12 protein-coding genes are annotated in these 17,927 nt (G+C 68.3%); 2 read left to right on the top strand and 10 right to left on the bottom strand.

All coding sequences use genetic code 11. From position 1 onward, the window contains the following. The first annotated feature begins 245 nt into the window (after nt 1–245). Nucleotides 246–1,079, top strand: coding sequence for an alpha/beta fold hydrolase (locus AZE13_RS15300; RefSeq protein ID WP_220127579.1), 834 nt, complete (start codon nt 246–248; stop codon nt 1,077–1,079). A 67-nt stretch (nt 1,080–1,146) separates the two neighbouring features. Here AZE13_RS15300 and AZE13_RS15295 read toward each other — a convergent pair whose 3' ends face one another. The 6 genes from AZE13_RS15295 to AZE13_RS15270 are packed head-to-tail and all read right to left on the bottom strand — an operon-like array spanning nt 1,147 to nt 8,210. After that, nucleotides 1,147–2,571: a DHA2 family efflux MFS transporter permease subunit gene (locus tag AZE13_RS15295; RefSeq protein ID WP_066931255.1), complete on the bottom strand. Its 1,425-nt coding sequence runs from the start codon at nt 2,569–2,571 to the stop codon at nt 1,147–1,149. Further along, nucleotides 2,568–3,827, bottom strand: a complete 1,260-nt coding sequence (locus AZE13_RS15290; RefSeq protein ID WP_066931253.1) for an AMP-binding protein — start codon at nt 3,825–3,827, stop codon at nt 2,568–2,570. Before AZE13_RS15290 ends, AZE13_RS15295 begins: the two co-directional genes overlap by 4 nt. Continuing rightward, nucleotides 3,824–4,957, bottom strand: a complete 1,134-nt coding sequence (locus AZE13_RS15285) for a RimK family alpha-L-glutamate ligase (protein WP_066931251.1) — start codon at nt 4,955–4,957, stop codon at nt 3,824–3,826. Before AZE13_RS15285 ends, AZE13_RS15290 begins: the two co-directional genes overlap by 4 nt. Nucleotides 4,958–4,999: 42 nt before the next feature. Beyond that, the gene (locus AZE13_RS15280; protein WP_066931249.1) at nt 5,000–5,845 is read right to left on the bottom strand and encodes an alpha/beta fold hydrolase; all 846 of its coding nucleotides are present in this window, start codon (nt 5,843–5,845) and stop codon (nt 5,000–5,002) included. Next, nucleotides 5,838–7,469, bottom strand: a complete 1,632-nt coding sequence (locus tag AZE13_RS15275) for a class I adenylate-forming enzyme family protein (RefSeq protein ID WP_066931247.1) — start codon at nt 7,467–7,469, stop codon at nt 5,838–5,840. Before AZE13_RS15275 ends, AZE13_RS15280 begins: the two co-directional genes overlap by 8 nt. A 3-nt stretch (nt 7,470–7,472) precedes the next feature. Beyond that, nucleotides 7,473–8,210: a class I SAM-dependent methyltransferase gene (locus AZE13_RS15270; protein ID WP_066931245.1), complete on the bottom strand. Its 738-nt coding sequence runs from the start codon at nt 8,208–8,210 to the stop codon at nt 7,473–7,475. A 437-nt stretch (nt 8,211–8,647) separates the two neighbouring features. Between AZE13_RS15270 and AZE13_RS15265 the strand changes: the two genes are divergently transcribed. After that, the gene (locus AZE13_RS15265; protein ID WP_066931243.1) at nt 8,648–9,703 is read left to right on the top strand and encodes a LysR family transcriptional regulator; all 1,056 of its coding nucleotides are present in this window, start codon (nt 8,648–8,650) and stop codon (nt 9,701–9,703) included. Between the two features lie 429 nt (nt 9,704–10,132). On the opposite strand, the gene AZE13_RS15260 is transcribed toward AZE13_RS15265, so the two are convergent. Genes AZE13_RS15260 through AZE13_RS15245 form a run of 4 tightly spaced genes read right to left on the bottom strand, consistent with a single transcriptional unit; the run spans nt 10,133 to nt 17,902 of the window. Continuing rightward, nucleotides 10,133–11,233, bottom strand: a complete 1,101-nt coding sequence (locus tag AZE13_RS15260) for an AAA family ATPase (protein WP_066931241.1) — start codon at nt 11,231–11,233, stop codon at nt 10,133–10,135. Next, nucleotides 11,230–13,125 carry a DUF1998 domain-containing protein gene (drmB, locus tag AZE13_RS34055; protein ID WP_220127578.1) on the bottom strand — a complete coding sequence of 632 codons (1,896 nt, stop codon included), beginning with the start codon at nt 13,123–13,125 and terminating at the stop codon, nt 11,230–11,232. The genes AZE13_RS15260 and drmB overlap by 4 nt, the downstream gene beginning before the upstream one ends. A gap of 5 nt (nt 13,126–13,130) precedes the next feature. Then, nucleotides 13,131–16,289 carry a helicase-related protein gene (locus AZE13_RS15250; protein WP_066931239.1) on the bottom strand — a complete coding sequence of 1,053 codons (3,159 nt, stop codon included), beginning with the start codon at nt 16,287–16,289 and terminating at the stop codon, nt 13,131–13,133. Then, nucleotides 16,286–17,902, bottom strand: a complete 1,617-nt coding sequence (locus AZE13_RS15245; RefSeq protein ID WP_066931237.1) for a nuclease-related domain-containing DEAD/DEAH box helicase — start codon at nt 17,900–17,902, stop codon at nt 16,286–16,288. Before AZE13_RS15245 ends, AZE13_RS15250 begins: the two co-directional genes overlap by 4 nt. Between the last annotated feature and the right edge of the window lie 25 nt (nt 17,903–17,927).

The raw sequence follows: 17,927 nt of genomic DNA, 5'->3' as shown, positions 1-17,927 counted from the left end.
CCGGAGCTGTTCACCGGGAGCCGTTCACCCGGAGTGAAACCGCCGGGGCCCGCCCGTCGCAACGGGTAGATCCACCGCACGGAGCGGAGACCGCGTGGAGCGGACTGCACGAGCAGACCGCACGGAGCGGCCCGCTCAAACGGTACGAGATGTCTGGGGTCTGGGAGGCGGCATTGGGTGTCGTAGCGGCTCGGCCGATGCGGGCGGGGATCGTGTACGAGGTGGCGGGGAGCGGGGAGCCCGTCGTGTTCGTGCACGCCGGGTGTGCGGACCGGCGTATGTGGCAGGCGCAGTTCGAGGCCCTGGCGGCGCGGTACCGGGTGATCCGTTACGACTGGCGGGGGCGGGGCGAGTCCGCGGACGCGGCCGGTGAGGTGGCGCACCCGCACGATCTGATCGGCCTGATGGATGAGCTGGGTATCCGGCGGGCCGCCGTGGTCGGGGCGTCCGACGGCGGGAGGATCGCGCTGGACGCCGTGCTGACGGCACCGGACCGGTTCGCGGCGCTGGTACTGATCGCCGCCGGGCTGTCGGGGCACCGGTGGCCCGGCTCGATGGTGGAGCGGGCGCGGCAGTGCCTGCACGGTGCGGTCCCGGCCGAGCGCCTGCGGCGTTACGAGGAGGGCGCCGCCGAGTGGATCGACCCCGCCGACCTGGACGCCGTCGCGGCGGCGGAGGCGGAGTTCCTGGTGGCGGGGGAGGGGAGGGACCGTACGGCGCTCCGTCCCGAGGTCTGGGAGCTGGCGGTGGCGATGAACCGGCTGACGCGGGAACGGATGTGGCGCGGGCCGCGATCCGCCGAGCCGCGCTCAGCCGAACCACGGCCCGCCGAGCCGAGGTCGAGGCCGCGGCCGGCGGCGAAGGAGCGGCTGGCCGAGGTGACGGCCCCGACGCTGGTGATCAGCGGGCTGGCCGACGTGCCGGAGATCCAGGAGGTGTCCGCGTTGCTGGCGCGGGGGATTCCCGGGGCCCGGCGCCTCGACCTTCCCGATACCGGTCATCTGCCACCACTGGAGCGGCCGTCGGAGATCACGGCCGCCCTGGAGGAGTTCTTCGATTCCGTGGGGTACGGCGGCTGAGCCGGGCCTGAGCCCAGTCTCAGCCGCCGTTGCCCGCTCCTCAGTTCAGTCGGCCACTGCTGCTTCCTCAGTCGGCCACCGTCGCCTCCTCCGCCCGCGCGGGAGCCGCCGGTGCGGCGGCCGGTGCGTCCTTGCGGCGGGCCGTCGCGCAGGCGATGGCGCCGAGGACGATGACGCCGATGGGGAGCGCCATCGACGTGCGCATCGCGGTGACTCCGCCGTGGCCGCCCGCCGTCTGCGTCTGCACCAGTGCGCCGACCGCCGAGCTGCCGACGACCGAGCCCAGCTGCCGCACGGTGTTGAGTACGCCCGAGGCCGCGCCCGCCACCTTCGGGTCCACGCCCTGCATCGCCACGGCCGCCATGGGGGCGATCAGACAGCCGTTGCCCATGCCGACCACGATCATCGGGGCGAGGAACGCCGCCCATGCCGTGTCCGGACCCATGACCAGGGCGTTCCAGAGCATCCCGACGGCCGTCAGCAGCATGCCCGTGAACAGTACGTACTTGCCGTCGATCTTGTCGGTGAGCCGTCCGGCGAACGGCGCGAGGGCCATCGAGACCAGAGAGGCGGGGGCGAGCGCGAGGCCCGCCTTCAGGGCGCTGAAGTGCAGGACGTTCTGGAAGTAGAGCGAGAGCAGCAGCATCAGGCCGAGGACGCCGACCGAGACCGCGGCCGAGACGAAGTTCATCGCGGTGAAGTTGCGGTTGCGGAAGAGGGCGAAGGGCACCAGGGGCTCGTTGTCCTGGCGGCGCCGCTGCTGGGCGACGAAGGCCGCGAAGAGGACCACGGCGGCGGCGAGCAGGGCCCAGACAAAGCCGTTCCAGTGGTAGCGCTCGCCCTCGGTCAGGCCGAAGGTGAGACAGAACACCGCGGCCGAGGACACCAGTACGCCGGTGAGGTCGAGCCGGTGGGTGGTCCCCTGGCGGATGTCCGGGACGACGAGGAACAGGGCGGCCAGGACGAGGGCGCCGACCGGCACGTTGACGAAGAAGATCCAGCGCCAGCCGAGCCCGCTGACCAGGAGTCCGCCCAGCGCCGGGCCGGCCACGGCGGCGACCCCGGCCACCGCGCCCCACACGCCCAGGGCCGCGCCGCGCCGCTCGGCCGGGAATGCCCCGACGATCAGGGTCATGGTCTGCGGGACGAGCAGCGCCGCGCCCAGGCCCTGCACCACACGGGCGACGATCAGTTCGGCCGGGCCGTCCACCAGGCCGCATGCCAGGCTCGCGACCGTGAACAGCGCGACCCCGACCGCGAAGAGCTGGCGCGGGCCACGCAGGTCGCCCAGTCGGCCCGCGGTGATCAGCAGCGCGGCGAGCACGAGGATGTAGCCGTTCATCGACCACAGCACCTCGTCGAAGGAGGCGTGCAGGCTGTCGATCATGCTGGGGATGGCGATATTGACGATCGTCAGGTCCAGCAGCGTCATGAAGAAGCCGAGGGAGAGTACGACCAGGATCGCCCAGGGGTTGCCTCGGATCTTGTTCATGCGGCGTTCTCACCCTCCGTCTCGTGCTGTTGCGTGTCGTCGTTCGCCGGGGTCTCCTGCCACACCATCGCGGGCACCTTGTTGGTGCGCTCGATACGGGCCAGCCGGCTCACCCGGCGTGCCCGCAGGGCGTCCGGGTACTGCCGGGCCACCGCCGCCAGGTGGTAGAACTCCCCGGTCAGGCGGGCGCGGACGGCCTCCGGCTCGGCGGTGCCGGTGAAGTCCAGCGTCAGCGCACTGGCCGCCCGGGCCGAATCGGTGCTGCGGGTGAGCCTCAACTGGGCCTCCACGACACCCGGTTCACCGCGCACCAGGTCGATCAGCTCGCTCACCTTGAACAGCGCGCTGCGCAGGGTGAGGGAGTCGTCGGCCCGGCCCAGCACCGTCAGCGCGTCGGGGCGGCCGCAGCGGCAGGTGGCCGGGGCGACCCGGTCGCCGAGGCGGTAGCGCACGACGGGGACGGTCCAGCCGTCGCCGACCCGGCTCAGCAGGGCGCCGTCCTCGTCCGGCTCCATGATCTGACCCGGCAGCAGATGCAGCGTGGTCTCGTCGCAGCCGGGCTGGTTGGCGGCCATCACCCAGGTCTCCACCGAGCCGTAGTTGCCCCACAGGCCGGCGTCGGGGAACGCCTCGCGGACCAGGTCGCGCTTGTTGCCGGTCCACGGCTCGGCCATCCAGATGATGGTGCGTATGGGGAGTACGGGGTGTACGGGGCGTTCGGGGATGCTCGTACCGGCAGTGGCACCGGCAGCGGCACCGGCGTCGAGGACGCCCTGGGCGAAGTCGGCGAGCCCGGTCGGGGTACCCGCGAGGGCGGTCACCCCGACCTCCGCGAACATCTCCAGCCAGCCGGCGACTTCCTCGGGGGAGTAGGGGCCGGAGGGGATGACCGTGCAGTGGCTCTTCTCGGCCAGCGTCTGCATGTAGTAGTGGGAGCCCCACATGCGGCCCGCGTTGAAGAGGTTGAGCAGGACGTCGCCCGGCCGCAGCGGCCGCCAGAAGTCCAGCAGGCGGTCCAGGCCCATGCCGTGCGGTACGTGGGTCAGTTTGGGCCGGCCCGTCGTGCCGCCGCTGGACATCAGGACGCTGCCGGTGCCCTGTGCGGCGGCCGCGCGGGTGTGGGTGTAGATCTCCACGGGGCCGGTGACGGCCAGGTCGGCCACCTCCCGCGCGGACTCGGGTACGGGCGGACCGCCGGCCGCGGCCAGCTCCCTGGCGTGCGCCAGCAGACGGTCCGCGGGGATGTGCCCGATCATCGCCCCTGCTCCTGGTTCCGGCTCGGGAACGCCTGGTTCCGGTTCGGCAATGTCTGGTCCCGGTCCGGGAATTCCCGGTTCCGGCGCAGGAATTCCTGGTGTGCGTCGCGGTACGCGTCGAAGCGCGCCGCGATGATCTGCCGCTGCTCGCGCGCCGCCTGCTCGGAACCGGGGAACGCGACCGCGCCGTCCGGCTCCACCTCCGACAGCCAGAACCGCTCCCCGTCATGGAGGAAGTCCACGGCGATGTACGGCATGGGCATCCGGGCCATGACGTAGTCGACGGCGTCGGCGAGCTCCGGCGGCAGCGGTACGTGCTGCATCCCGCCGCCCGCCGAGAGGTTGGCGGTCAGCGCGGCGCCCTGCGGGATGCGGCGCAGCACGGTGTGCGGCTTGCCGTCGACGACGTACACCCGGAAGTCCTCGATGCCCTCGCCGAGATACGGCTGGCACACCAGAGCGGTCTCCGCACCGGCGGCGAGCCCGACCACCCCCTTCAGCTCCTCGGCGCTGCGCACCAGGCACACGCCCTGGCCCATGCCCCAGTAGGCGGGCTTGACGATGAGCGGATAGCTCAGCCCGCTCAGCGCCGCCTCGTACGTCCTGGTCGGCGAGTCCCGGCCGGCCCCGATCCGCACGGTCGGCACCTGGGGGAGCGGGCTGCCCGCGAGGTGCAGCATGGTCGAGGTCTTGTCGTTGGCGATGTACGACAGCCGGGGCGGAATGGGCAGGTAGAAACCGGCGGCTTCGAGGATGGTGTAGAGGTAGAGCTGGTTGCAGACGTCCGGGGCGTGGTGCGCCAGCGACCACAGCGAGGTCACGAACACCGTGTCCTGCGGGGTGACGGCCGCACCGTCCAGGAAGACCCGTGGGCCGCCCTCGGCGGAGGCGTCCACGGACACCTCTTCCGGCTGGTGCAACGACAGCGCCCAGCCGCGCTCCCGGGCCACCTCCTCGTAGATCCCCCAGACGTGGGTCCACTCCTTGGTGCGCATCCGCTCGGTGCCGCGGTCCGGGTAGATCCAGCACAGCCTGCGGCCGGCCGCCCGCTCCTGCCCTTTCTCTTCCTCTTTCTCTTTCTCGTCCTCTTTCTCCTGCTCCTGGTCCTGCTCAGCGGGTGCAGTGGTCATCAACGCTCGCTCCGCTTCCGTTCGTTGTTCTGCTTCCGTCCGTCATCGGGCGATCCACGCGCGGATCACGCGGTGGAACCTCTCGGGTTCCTCCAGGAACGGCAGGTGGCCGCTGCGCTCGAACATCTCCAGCCGCGCCCCGGGCACGGCCTCCGCCAGCCAGGCCCCGACGGCGCTCGGGTAGACCTGGCTCAGGGCGCCGTGCAGGAACAGCGTCGGCACCCCCAGCGAGGGCAGGCGGTCGCGCCAGTCCTGCCGCAGGGCGTCCTGCCACAGCTGCCGCTTGGCGCCGGCGTGGCAGGTGGCAGCCGCGTCGGTCAGCTCGTCGAGCAACGCCGGTACCGGGGAGGTGCCTTGGGCGAAGAAGCTGCCGACCAGACCGGCGAGCGTGGCACGGTCCGGCGAGCCGAGCGCCCGGCCGACGTCTTCCGCGCAGGTGGCGTCCAGAGAGCCGAAAGCCGCATGCGGCCAGCCGCCCTCGGTGAGGAGGTACGGCGTCTGCTCCACCGAGACCAGGGAGGAGACCCGTTCGGATCCGTACCGGTCCAGGTAGTGGTAGGCGACGGTGGCGCCGAGCGACCAGCCGAGCAGGGTCAGCCGCCGTATGTCCAGCTTCTCGGCCAGAGCGTGGAGATCAGCCGCACAGCGGGCCACGGTGACCGGCTCGGTCCCCTCGGTGCCGGCGGTCCCCTCCGTCCCTTGCTGGGTGGCTCCGTGGCCGCGCAGGTCGATGGTGAGGACGCGGTGGTCGCGGGCCAGGTCGGCGACGGTACGGGCGAAGAAGGCCGACGGCGCGCCGAGGCCGTGGACGAGGAGGAGCGGCGGCCCGCTGCCTCCGGTGTCCTCGAAGCGGAGGATCTGCCCGTCGTCCAGGGAGAGTTCAGCCACGGTCGTCGGCCCTGCTTTCGCGCGGGGGTGCGTACTGCCCACGGGGTTCGCTCTCCCACCGTTCCCACCGTTCCCACCGCTTCCGCAGCAGCGGCTTGTCCGGCTTGCCGACCGGTGTGTGCGGGATGTCGTCGGTCAGGCGGACGGTGCCCCGCAGACCATGGCCGCGCAGGACCGCTTCGACGGACTTGCGTACGTCGTCCTCGGGCCGGCCCGGGTCGCCATGAACCGCCAGCAGGACCTGGTCGCCGTACGTGCCGGGGCGGGCGGGCAGCGCCACCGACTCCAGGACCGGGCAGCTCGCGGCGATCTCCTCGTCCAGCATCGGCGCGGGCAGCGGCCCGCCGGAGGCCGCCAGGGTCTCGGCGACCCGGCCCAGGATGCGCAGCGATCCGTCCGCTTCCCGTTGGGCGACATCGCCGGTCCAGAACTCCGCGCCCCGGAAGGTACGGGCGTTGGCCTCGTCGTTTCCGACGTACCCCTCGCTCGTGCAGTCCGACATCAGCACCAGCTCGCCGAGCCCGGGGGAGTCGGGGGAGAGGGGTTCGAGCCGGGTGCCCACGCCCGCGACGGGGAACATCCCCAGGCCCGTCTGGCGAACGTCGGCCATATTGCCGAGGGCCAGGCCGAACTCGGTCGATCCGTAGATCTGCCGGATGTGGATGCCCAATACTTCGGCGGCGTCGTCCAGTTGGGCCGCGCTGAGGTATGCGCCGCCGCACAGCGGGCGGCGCAGCCGCGACAGGTCCGGCGCCGGTCCGTCGGCCGTGGCCCGTACGTACTCCTCGTAGTGGCGGGGCAGCGCGCTCATCGCGGTGGCGCGGTACTCCGCGATCTGCCGCAGCAACACCCCGGGTGCGGCATGCGGGTCCGCGAGCACCAGCTCCGCGCTGGACAGCAGGGCGGCGAAGACGTGCAGGTCGGTGGCGTGTGCCACGTCGAGGGTGTGGCGGCAGAAGAAGACGTCCTCGGCGGTGATGCCGGTGTCCGCGAGCCAGCGGCGACGTTCGCGCAGGAAGCGGTCCTGCCGCCAGACCATCTGCTTGGGGAACCCCGTCGACCCGGAGGTCCACAGCGCGCGGAAAGGGCCGGCGTACGTCTCGGCCGGCCGGCGCGGCGCCGGTTCGGCACGGGTGAGGTCGTCGAGCCGGACCCGGGGCGGGGCGCCGCCGGGGAACTCGCGGACGCGGTCATGGCCGTAGTCGTGCTCGGAGACGTGACCGTGATCGTGCCCGGGGACGTGCCCGGGGACGTGCCCGGGGACGTGCTCGTGCTCGGGGACGTGATCGGTCACGATCAGCCGGGGCCGGGTCAGGCGCAGCGCCGTCGCGGTGTCGGCCGCGTCGAAGTTGCTCATCAGCGGTACGTACCGGGCGCCGGTGCGGGCCACGGCCAGGATGAGCGCCACATAGCCGATGCTGTTGCGCAGCGAGCAGGCGACGACGTCATCGGCGCCGACGCCGTGGCCACGCAGCCCGGCGGCCGTACGGTCGACGAGCTCGACCAGTTCTGCGTAACTGACCGCCGGGCCGTCGGTGGCAGTGGCAGTTGCGGTTGCGGTTGCTGTGACGGCCCGGGCGTCCGGCTGCCGCGCCGCGATGTCACACAGGGCTTGGTAGAGCACGCTTCACCCCGCGTTCCAGCCCGCGTAGGTGGCGAAACGCCAGTCCTTGGCGAGGCAGTCGACGGTGCTGAAGCCCGCTTCGCGCAGCCACTGGATCTGGGTGTCCACGTCGATGGGAATGTCGTGCTTCATGCGCTCGCGGCCGGCAGCCCATTCCTCGGCCGGAGTTCCGGAGGCGTGCACATGCGATTCGTGTTGCTGGTCGTACATCTTCTCCAGCGCGGGGGTCGGTGCCAGAACCTGCTCGACATTGACGAAAATTCCGCCTGGGCGAAGAACCTTGCGGATGCGCGCGAAGAGATCCTGCTTGTTCTCGTGCGTCAGATGGTGGATGGATAGCGCGGACACCACGGCGTCGAAGGGGCCGGCGGGCAGCTCGTCCAGGTGGTCCGCCACCCGTACCAATACCTGGTCGTCCGCGGCGAAGCGCTGCCGTGCCTGGCCGAGCATCAGCTCCGAGCGGTCCTGGAGCAGCAGTTCCGCGCCGGGAAGACGCTTGCGCAGGGCGGCGCTGAGCAGCCCGGTCCCCGCACCCAGGTCCAAAACGCGCGGCCCGGACCCCACTGCCCCCGCGGCCCCCACCGTCATGGCCACCGCGCCGACCGCACTGTCATAGAGCAGATCGAAGGACGGGATGAGCTGCCTGCGCAGCGCGTCATAGGTTTCCGGATTCCACAGTTCGGCATCGGCGGAGGCGCTGGAGGCAGTCGTGGCGGTCGCGGCAGTCGTCGTCTGCGACATTATTGAACCTTCCCCGTTAAATTACCGTGAATGAGTTTCAGTGTTTGCGCGCTTCTGTCTTCGCCTTTTGGGCGGAAATTCTTCTAAACCGCCGTCAGGCTACGGGTGGTCCGATGATCCGAGCAAACTCTTCTTCCTTATCGGCTCGATCAGCGGAAGTACTCGCGCGACCGCATCCACGCCCCCTCTCGCTGCCCCGCCAGGGCGCTTTTCAGCCACTTTCCATCGCACTCCGGATTGACTACTCCGCCGTCATTACGCCGCACCGCGGCCATGAACGTGCCCTCTACACCTGTCTGAAATCAATCGCTCAGCCACGTGGAAAGTGAAAGGGCAGGCAAAAAAGTTCTCATAAGCGCTGAGGGCGGCGTGGATCGCCGTGTTGACGGCGAGGATGAGGGCAATGAGGCAATGATCAGCTACGAGGAGGCGGGCCGGTGTATCGCAATCTGGACGTCGGTCAGCTCCGAACGCTCATCACCATCATGCGCACCGGAGGCTTCCGGCGGGCAGCGGAAGCGTTATCGCTCACCCAGCCCGCCGTCAGTCAGCACATACGGCGGCTGGAGGCGGTGCTGGGCGGCCCGGTCTTCGCCAGCACCGGCCGACGCCTCGAACTCTCCGGCGCGGGGCGGGAGTTGTACCACTACGCCTGCCGTATCGTCGCGCTCAACGACGAGGCCGCCGACCGGATCACCGCCGCCGGCCAGCAGACCTGCCTCAGGATCGGCGTGTCCCCCTACCTCGAAGGCGCCCTGCCGGGGCTCCTCTCCGCCTTCGCCAGCCTGATGCCGTGGATCCGCCCCACCGTGCACACCGGGCTGAGCGAATCGCTGGCGGACCGGGTGGCGGACGGCGACATAGACGTCGGACTGCTGCTGCGCCCGTCAGGCGACCCCCACTCCGAGCCCGTGGGAACCCTGCCCCTCGCCTGGTACGGCCCCATCCCATCATCCACCCCCACACCGACGCCCACTTCCGCGCCCACTTCCGCGTCCGCGCCGGCGTCCACTCCCACTCCCACGTCTTCGTCCGCCCGCTCCGTACCGATCGCGCTGTGCGGCGAGCCGTGCAATCTGCGCCGCCACATCCTCGGCGCGCTCACCGCCCACGACCGGCCCTGGCACCTCGCCTACGAGGGACCCGATGTGACAGGACTGCGGGCCGCGGTGGCCGCCGGCCTGGGGGTGACCTGCCTGCCCGCCGCCGGGCTCGACGCGAGGGGCGTGCAGCGGCTGCCCGCCGAGGCGCTCCCGACGCCCGAACCCCTGACCGTCTCCCTCTCCGTCGCACCACGCGTCGGCGCGACGACGGCCGAGGCCGCCTTCTTCGCCGCTCAGCAGGCCCTGCGCCCCTACCTCACCGCCGACCCCGCACCCGCTGTCCGGACACCCGCCATCCAGACACCCGCTGTCCAGCCCGAAGCCCCGCCGCTCCGAAACAGGCGGAGGGGCGGAGCTCTGGCCGGAACGGCTTCCGCCCGGAACGGCTGAGGCTCACCCGTGGGTCTAGGCGAACCGAACGAGACCGGCGAACGCCTCGCGCGTCAACGTGCGGCGGGGACCGAGCAAGGATGGCCTGCCGTCTCGGCAAGTGCACTCGGGTACGAACCGGGGTACCGGTAGTCGACGTGCCGGCATTCAGGGGCCCGAGGCCCCGCCGTGTGCATGGAGGACGTCCATATGGCGCCGCGTGTGCCGCCCGCAGACGCGCGGCGCGGTGTTCTTATGCCGTGGCATGGCGGACTCCCTTCGTGCCGGTGCCGGTCACCGCAGCACGGCGACCACGATCGGTGCGATCCGGAAACGGCTACTCGCTGGGCCGCCCTCGGCATGGTCGAGGACGTGGGGGGGCAGACACGACGGGCAGTCGTCGAGCGGGGTGGCGCGCCGGCCGATCTGCCGGCGCGGGGCGCGCAGAATTCAACTGGTGTGTCGCACCAACAAGGTTTTCGGAATCCTCGACAGGATGGCGGGCTCCCGAGGGCCGCGGAGAGCGAAGTGCAGGTCCTCGCGCGCGCGAGTACACAGCGTGGAGAAGCGGAGACGCGCCTCCACGCCGGTCGGGTCTTCTGTGTAGGCGTCCAGATCCGGTACGAAAACGCTGTCGAACTCCAAGCCTTTCATACTGGCCGTACTCACGATCCGGATGGGGCGCGTTGAGAAGTCGATGGCGTCCCGGTATCGATCGTCATGCACATAAGCCTGTGTGTACTTCGCAAGCCCGAGGTGCGTGAGTTTGTTCTCGATATCCCGCAACAAGTGGGTTGATCTGCAGATGATTCCGATGCTTCGCTCCGGATGCGCGTTGAAGTACTGAGAAACTCCGGCGAGCAGATATTCCAGGGAGGGGACTTTCAGGAGAGTGGGTGTATTGCCAGTGCGTTCCGGCAAGGGAATCTCGTCCCGATTCTCCTTACAGAACTCGTAGGCCAGCATCGCGATCTCGCGACTGTTCCGCCGGTTCTCTCGCAGCACGAGTGGAACGCCCCGCAGGGCGAGTGCCCGGCATATCTCGGATATGGTGCTCTGATCCCCGTCGATCTGCTGGTTCTCATCTGCGAACACGGTAACGCCCACACCGAGTACTCGACACAACTGATAGAAGCCGATGGGCAGATTCTGTCCCTCATCGATCACCAGCTGCGCGGTCGATGTGACCTTGTGCAGGATGCAGTCCCGCTGCATCTCGATCCAGTCGTAGCTCCAACCATCCTCGTCGGTCTGCGGGGCGTCGGCCTGGAAGCGCACTCGCCAGAAATCCCTGATCCACCGATGGTAGGTGGTGACATTGAGTGCTTCCGTGAGGTCCGGTGCCAATTGCGCGAGGTACTGATGCAGCAGATTGGAGCGAGTGAGGAGGACGACGTCGCGCCCGGCGGTTGTCAGTGCCCAAGCGCGATAGACAGCCATCACGGTCTTTCCGGCGCCAGGCGACCCAGTGACGACGTGAATTCCGTGGAACGGCAGATCGATGACTGCGTGCTGTTCGGTCTCGAGGGCGAGGAGAGAAGGGAACTTCATGGCAGATCGACGGCTTCGGCCGATTCCACGAGTGCAGCCCGGATGACTCCCTGAAAGAATCCCGGCACTTCGCCGTCACCGATCAACAGGGTCCTGTCCAAGAGCGAGTTGTCGACCTCGCAGCATGTCTCCGGAAGAAGCGTGCAGGCATGGCAGGCAGCACGATTGAGGTTGGCCAAGGACCTGCCGGTCGAGTCGGCGCACAGAGGGTCCTGCGAGCACCACTGCGCCGATTCCAGCAGGCGGATCAACGTCTCGACGAGGTTTGGTGGTTGTCCCTGGCGGACGAGCCCGCCCAGCGTCCCTTCCGCATCCCCGGCGGCCGTATAGATGAACACACCTGCTTGCGCGGGAAGTTCGCTGCCAGGGGCGTGGCTTCGAGCGTATACGCGTTCCCTCAACGACGCGGCGTTGTACCCGCTGTCATAGGAGAGTTGGCGTATGAACTGATGGGCCAGGGTGTGCAGCATCACGAATCGCGGGAGCAGCGTCGGGCCCGATTTTCCTCTCAGCCGCTCGGCCTTGAAGGAGGCGTCGAGGTTGCGCTCGATCCGTTGTGTCCAATCACGCACCGACGGGAGCCTCTCCCAGGCGCTCAAGCGGTCCTCGTCAACGGCGATGAAGATGCCCTCGCCATACGTTTCCACGGCGGGCAGCCACCGGGCCCGGGCGGCCGTGTTGACCGACACGATGCGGCCGCCCGCGCCCTCATCACTGTCGCCGAAGTTGGGCTCGTAGCGCGAGAATCCTTCAAGTGCACGAACCTCACGCACGCGGTCCGCGACGACGACGGCGGAGATTCGCGCGGCCAGCTCCTGCATGGAGTGAGGATCATCCTGGCCGATCCCGAGGTGGGTCCGCCGCACGGAGAACGTTTTCGAATCGGCGACGGATTCCGGGTCGGAAAAGGCCGCCCATTCGGCGATGCTGAGGTCGTCGTCGGAATCGGCCGCTGACGGCATTGCCGCAGCCTCGTCAGCGTGGCGGCGCCGCAGCGTTTCCACGAATTCCTCGGTGACTTCGCACTGGTTGGCGATGACAGCTCTGAAGGCATCGTATATCGGGCTGCCATCCGTACTGTTGAGGTTCGGCCAGTGAGGATGATTGACGACCTGCTGGGCCAATTCGTCGTCGTCGGATGGGCCCGCAGGCGCGGGGATGTCGATCGCCGAGTGCGTGATCGGAAAGTACACGTTGGAGGCACCACGCTGTACCGCTTGCGGCGTTTCCTCGCAGGGATCCGCTTCATCGGCCTCGGATTGCCAGGGGTGGGTTCCCCGGCACTGCAGTCCGATCTGCTTGAGGATGTTCTTCTGGCTGATGCCCGCCAGATTTCGTTCGGCCCGGCAGACGGCACAGACGACGCACAGGGCTTCCAGCCCGGAGGATTCGGGACTTGCAATGAACCGAAGCCCCCGGCGAACCCGGCATTGGCGTTGATCATGTCCTTCACTCTTGGAGTGAGACCATTTATGCCAGTCGATGTCAGCCATGTGGCCTGCCCTGCACACCTGGATGAAGCGCATCGGGGCCAGTTGGGGCCTTCCGGGGCATCGCCCGCAGGTCGGTTGCTTGTCCCGAAGCTCGAGTTCCTGACGCCAGAGTTGCATTTCCCTGCACTGGGGGCAGAACAGCCACTTGGGGAACCGTACGTACGTGGGCCCGCTACGGGTCGTGTAAGCGGCCTTTCCGGAGGGGATGACGGGAGCCGAACGGAAGCCCTCGACCCTCAATTTCGATGCGAGCCGTGGTGACTCCACCCGCTCGCCTCTCGCGGCCCAACTGCGTATGTCGGCGGCTACGAACGACTCGCCTCGGAGATCGATGATTCCACCGACGCCGAAGGGAACGATGGTCTGTGCCCTGCGGACCTTGCGGCGAATGTCCTTCACTGCTCTCACGTTCCTCTCACGTCGATGAGGCACTCGCGGTCGACGTTGCGCATCGACTGCGCCGTCTCCCACAGGCCCCCTTGCTTGCCGAAGTCGGTGAGGAGCGATATGTACCCCCGGCCCTGGGACTGGTAGTAGAGACGGCTGCCCTCGCCACGCGCGATTTCGGCCTCCTGTTGCCAGGATTCGATCAGCGAGTCCAACTGTTCGGTGGCGGCGTCGGCCTCCTCCGGATCGGCGCGCCGCACGTGATCCACCACCAGGCCTCGGATCCGCGCGACGTCGTCCGTGTGATCGAGGATGTCGCCTGCCCTGTTCTCCGCGTTCAGGCCGATTCCATGTCGCACGAGGATGGTGAGCACCGCGTGCAGGGCTCGTTTTCGAGAGGGCATGGACCACGGCGTGACGCTGGTCGGCTCGACGTGCCGGTAGAGAGAGCGGTGGTAGACGGCGAACGACTCGTAGTGGGACCGGTCGCGGGGTTTGGTCGAGCGGAAGAGCGTGACGATCAGCCCTGGTACATGACGGCGACCGACACGGCTGGTGGCCTGGATGTACTCCGACGTGGTCTTGGGCTGTCCATTCATGATCATGAGGCCGAGTCGCGGAACGTCGACGCCCACGGAGAGCATGTTGGTCGTGGCGAGGAAGGAGACGCTGCCACGTTCCTTGAAGCTCTTGCCCAGACGTTCGAGGAGTCGGGGTTGAGCAGCACGTGGGATGTTGCTGGTGAGCTCGACCACCGAGTCGTCGATCAGCTGGCGTCGCCGGGAGTCGTTCTTCGTCAGATGCTCGAGCCGCGCCGGGATGTCGTCCCTCGCGATCGTGACAGTCCGTCCGAGTTCTCGCAGGCTGTTGTGGTAGGCGACCGCAGTCCAGTACGCGTCGCGGAGGCTGTCGTCGTCACAGATCTCCTTCGGGGCCTGCAACGCGGCGGCACCCACGTGAACGGTCGAGGTCGAGGCTGTGTGGCCCTGTGCCATGACCCCCACGTACAGGCGTCCGGGCTTGTCCGTGTCGGGTGAGGCGAAATAGGAGTGACCGGCTTTGATTCCGGCCGGGGGAAAGAGCTGAGCGGGGCGGCCGTAGAGGCTGCGAATCTGATCCTGCGAGCGTCGGATGGTCGCTGTCGACGCGATGACCTTCGGGACGGTGCCACGCCAGGCGCAGAGTTCGAGGACCGCCGACTCGTACAGACCGACAGTTGTCCCCAAGGGGCCGGCGAGCAGGTGCAACTCGTCCTGGATCACCAGCGAGGGTGCGCGCCTGCCGTCTCTGCCGAAGAGGCTGCCGGCCTCCGGTTCCCATGCCAGTCGCGCGAACTTGTCGACGGTGCCGAGAACGAAGGTCGGAGGCTCTCTGTAGATCTCTTCGTCCACCACGGACACCGGGAGCCGGTTGTGGAAGACACAGGTGCGGCGCGGGCAGAAGAACGAGGTGGTGACTCCGTCGGCCCGGATGCCGAAGTCCCGGTCCTGTCCCTGTCGCTCCGGGACGATCTCGGTGCCGCACCAGGGGCAACGTTCCAGAAGAAAGCGATCATCGGGTTCGCTCATCTGCTTCAGGCTCCCGAGCGCTTCCTGTGCGGCGGAGATCTTGTTCGGCGTCGTCTCCTTGCCCACCCAGAGCCCGATGGAGATGGGCTCCTGTCCGAGGCCGTGGGGCAGTGGCCCGTCGTGCCCCATCCTGATGTATTCGAGGGCGCAGATGGCCGTCGCCGTGCGTTGGAACTGCTGGGTGGTGAGCAGACTCAGCGTGTATCGACTCAGCACGGCCGTGCCGCCCCCTGCTGCACCGAACCGCAGCCGGCGCCAGAGGATCTCGAAGCAGGCGGTGAGGAGATATGCCTCCGTCTTGCCGCCACCGGTGGGGAACCAGATGAGGTCGACCGTCCTACGATCTTCGTGCTCGGGGTTCATCAGGCCCTCGACCACGAGCAGGAAGTAGGCGAGCTGGAACGGATGCCATGCAAGGGCGCCATCAGGCTCGGTGAGTTCGACCACATCGCTGTTCCTACGGTGCCGGCTGCCCGCCAGTTCCGGCAGGCTGTGGAGCATCTGGAGCGCCATGGCCCGGTTGGCCAGACGAAAAGCCTCGCGTGCCGTGGCGCCTGCTGGTGTCGATGCGGTGAGCGCGTCCACCCCCGAGGCCATGCGGTCGAGCGCAGCCTTGATGCGGTCGAGGATACGAGCGGCGGGTGCTGCGGCCCATCGACGCAGGGACTCCGCCTCCGACTGCTGGGTGTCGAACCACTTGCGGTAGCCCAGGACGAACGAGTGCAGTTCGGCTCGGAGGTCTTCCGCTGCAAGGCCGGGCCGGGACAGGTGCGCGAGATTGAGTACCGAGAGATCCTTGGGCCCGTCGGGCTTGATGTGCTCGACCACCTGCTGAGGCATGACCTGCGCCCGCACGGTGGTGACGGGGGCGAACCCGTCGTCCCACTCGACAGCACATCCGTGCCCCACGGCCCTGGTCACGATGTGCCGGTACTGGACGCGAAGCTCTTGCTCCTCCTCGTCGCGGCTGTTGAGGCGAGTGCTCGGATACTCAAGGATCGTCCCGCCGAGCGTCGTCGCCTGCAGTTCGGCCTGGAAGAGCATCAGGTCCCGGTCCTTGTACGCGCTCTCCTCTTCGTGGTGCGCGTTGGCCAGCACGCATGTGACGAGGTGCCCGGAGCCGAACGGGCGCCACCGCACATGGAGACGACCGTGTCCGTCCAGTACAGGGATCGAGTCCCGCTGTTCCACGCCGATGGTCTCCGTCGCGGAGAGTCGGGGTTGCCTTCGCCAGCTGCGACGTCCGCCCTCGCGGGACGTCACGTAGCGGGAGGCCCCACAGGACACCTCGATACGGTGGGCGTTGGTGAAGAAGGAGAAGCCCAGAGAGGACGGGAGCCACGCGTTGGCCTCGGCCACCGGATCGTCGGCGAAGCCGTCTTCCTCTCCGTTGCCGGCCGTTGCCTCGTCGAAGGCCTGCTCGCCGGCCTCTTTCGAGTGCTCCAGCAGGGAGGCTCCACGCGGATACAAGGTCCCCATCAGGTAACGCCGGTCCGGAGGGTCGACGAGGATCTCGTCCTCGGCGATGGCCGGGCCGACCAGTTGCCGGCGAAGGTACGTCACGAAGTCGGCCCGGTGATCGGAGAGCCGTGATGCGAAGTCGTTCATCCGAGATGCCCCTCCCGGGTCAGTGCGGCCACGCCCAGTTCCTTGAGTTTCTGACGGGTGCCGGGGCGGCAGGCGACCCAGAGCTGGGCGCGTGCCCTGGTCCAGGCGACGTAGAGGGCGTCGAGACGCCCGTCGAGATGTTCGGGTTCGAGGTCGATCAGACAGACGACATGGTTCTCGTGGCCCTTGAAGTCGGATACGGAGGACCAGGTGAGCCGGTGCTTCGTTCGGGCGGTCCCGACCACGTCCGTGAATTGCTCGATCCTGGAGGCTCTCTGTGACAGATGGGCCGAGCTTGTCCCCCAGTCACCGGAAGCGGACAGCAGCGTGATGTCCCGCGGTGAGACGCCCTCCTGCACCAGTTCGTTCACATAGGCGTCGAGAACGGTGGCCTCCTCCTGCGCGTCATGCACGTCGGCGAACCGGACCGGCTCCCCCTCACCCGCGGAGGCGACGCCCAGGTCCGCGCCCGTGTAGAAGCGGACCTGTTTGACGATCTGCACAGTGTTGCGGCAGTTGCGCCTCATGGGCCCGCACACGGAGCCCAGAGAGCGCAGATACTCCCAGGCATCATGATCGTACGCCTCAGGGGCCAGCACCTGGTTGTTCTGGTCGAGCATGAAGATCCATCGCCCTTCGGCGAGGCCGCCCGGCACCAGCTCCTCCAAGGTGCCAAGCCTGGCGAAGGTCATCAGGTCCTGCGCCTCGTCCACGATCAGATGGTCGAAGGAGCGGTTCCGAACCTCGTCGAGTCGTTCGAACGGCAGGACGGTGATCGCGTCGTCGGTGAGGATCCGGTCCATGTGGGCTGTGAGCGTGATGCTGGAGCAGGTGAACAGGACGCTGCCGTGGGCGGACTTGCGGCGGGCGGCCTCGGCGGCGAGGAACGTCTTTCCGGTGCCTGCGCCTCCGGTCCATATGAGGCGTGGGTTGGTTTCCAACTCGTCGAGCCTTATGAGCTGTTCGTTGGTGAGGCGTTCGAAGGCGACATCGAGGTGCGTCAGTCGGGACTGCAGATTGGGCACGCGGTCGAAATCCGGGCGGACGGCCTCGAGCATCCTCTTGCGCAAGGCAGCGGAGACAGGGGTGCGGGCCCATCTGTTTCGCGCCAACCAGAACCGGGTGGCTCGTTCGATGCCCTTGGCCAGACCACGTCCGCCGTCGTACGCGGTGCTGCCGAGATACTGCTGGGGCTCGAACTCGGTCGTTCGCTGGATGTCGACATCTGTGGTGATCACGAGGTAGCCGCTGGGCACGCCGTGGGCCCTCAAGTCGCCTATCAGGGCGCCGATCTCTCGTTCGAACTCATGCATACCCCCGCTGGCCTGCGCGAAAGGGCTCTCCTTGGGGCCTGCTTCGCGGCCGAGCGGACCATAGTACCACCCTCCATCGCGGTGATGGACCTCGCCGCCCTTGACCTCGATGAAGAGCAGAATGTCGGGCATGATGACGACGAAATCGATCTCCCCGACACGCTTCTTGTGGTGTCGGGGGAGGTGAACCGAGTGCAGTGCGATGCTCTGGTCGTCGGGAATCGCCTTGAGTGCTGCGAACACACTGCGCTCGGCCGGGCTCTTGGTGTTGTTCGAGATCTCGCTCGGAATGATCCGCATCTACTCTCCTCGTGATCGCGCCCAC

It is taken from the genome of Streptomyces sp. NBRC 110611 (assembly GCF_001590865.1).
Lineage (GTDB): Bacteria > Actinomycetota > Actinomycetes > Streptomycetales > Streptomycetaceae > Streptomyces.
The sequence above is the reverse complement of the archived record's forward strand: the minus strand, read 5'-3'. Positions and strand labels throughout refer to the sequence as shown.

What these genes read in the sequence shown, in the direction of transcription:
- AZE13_RS15295 (WP_066931255.1), bottom strand. Translation starts at nt 2,571, where the DNA reads ATGAACAAGATCCGAGGCAACCCCTGGGCGATCCTGGTCGTACTCTCC.
- AZE13_RS15260 (WP_066931241.1), bottom strand. Translation starts at nt 11,233, where the DNA reads ATGAAGTTCCCTTCTCTCCTCGCCCTCGAGACCGAACAGCACGCAGTC.
- AZE13_RS15290 (WP_066931253.1), bottom strand. Translation starts at nt 3,827, where the DNA reads ATGATCGGGCACATCCCCGCGGACCGTCTGCTGGCGCACGCCAGGGAG.
- AZE13_RS15285 (WP_066931251.1), bottom strand. Translation starts at nt 4,957, where the DNA reads ATGACCACTGCACCCGCTGAGCAGGACCAGGAGCAGGAGAAAGAGGAC.
- AZE13_RS15250 (WP_066931239.1), bottom strand. Translation starts at nt 16,289, where the DNA reads ATGAACGACTTCGCATCACGGCTCTCCGATCACCGGGCCGACTTCGTG.
- AZE13_RS15245 (WP_066931237.1), bottom strand. Translation starts at nt 17,902, where the DNA reads ATGCGGATCATTCCGAGCGAGATCTCGAACAACACCAAGAGCCCGGCC.
- AZE13_RS15270 (WP_066931245.1), bottom strand. Translation starts at nt 8,210, where the DNA reads ATGTCGCAGACGACGACTGCCGCGACCGCCACGACTGCCTCCAGCGCC.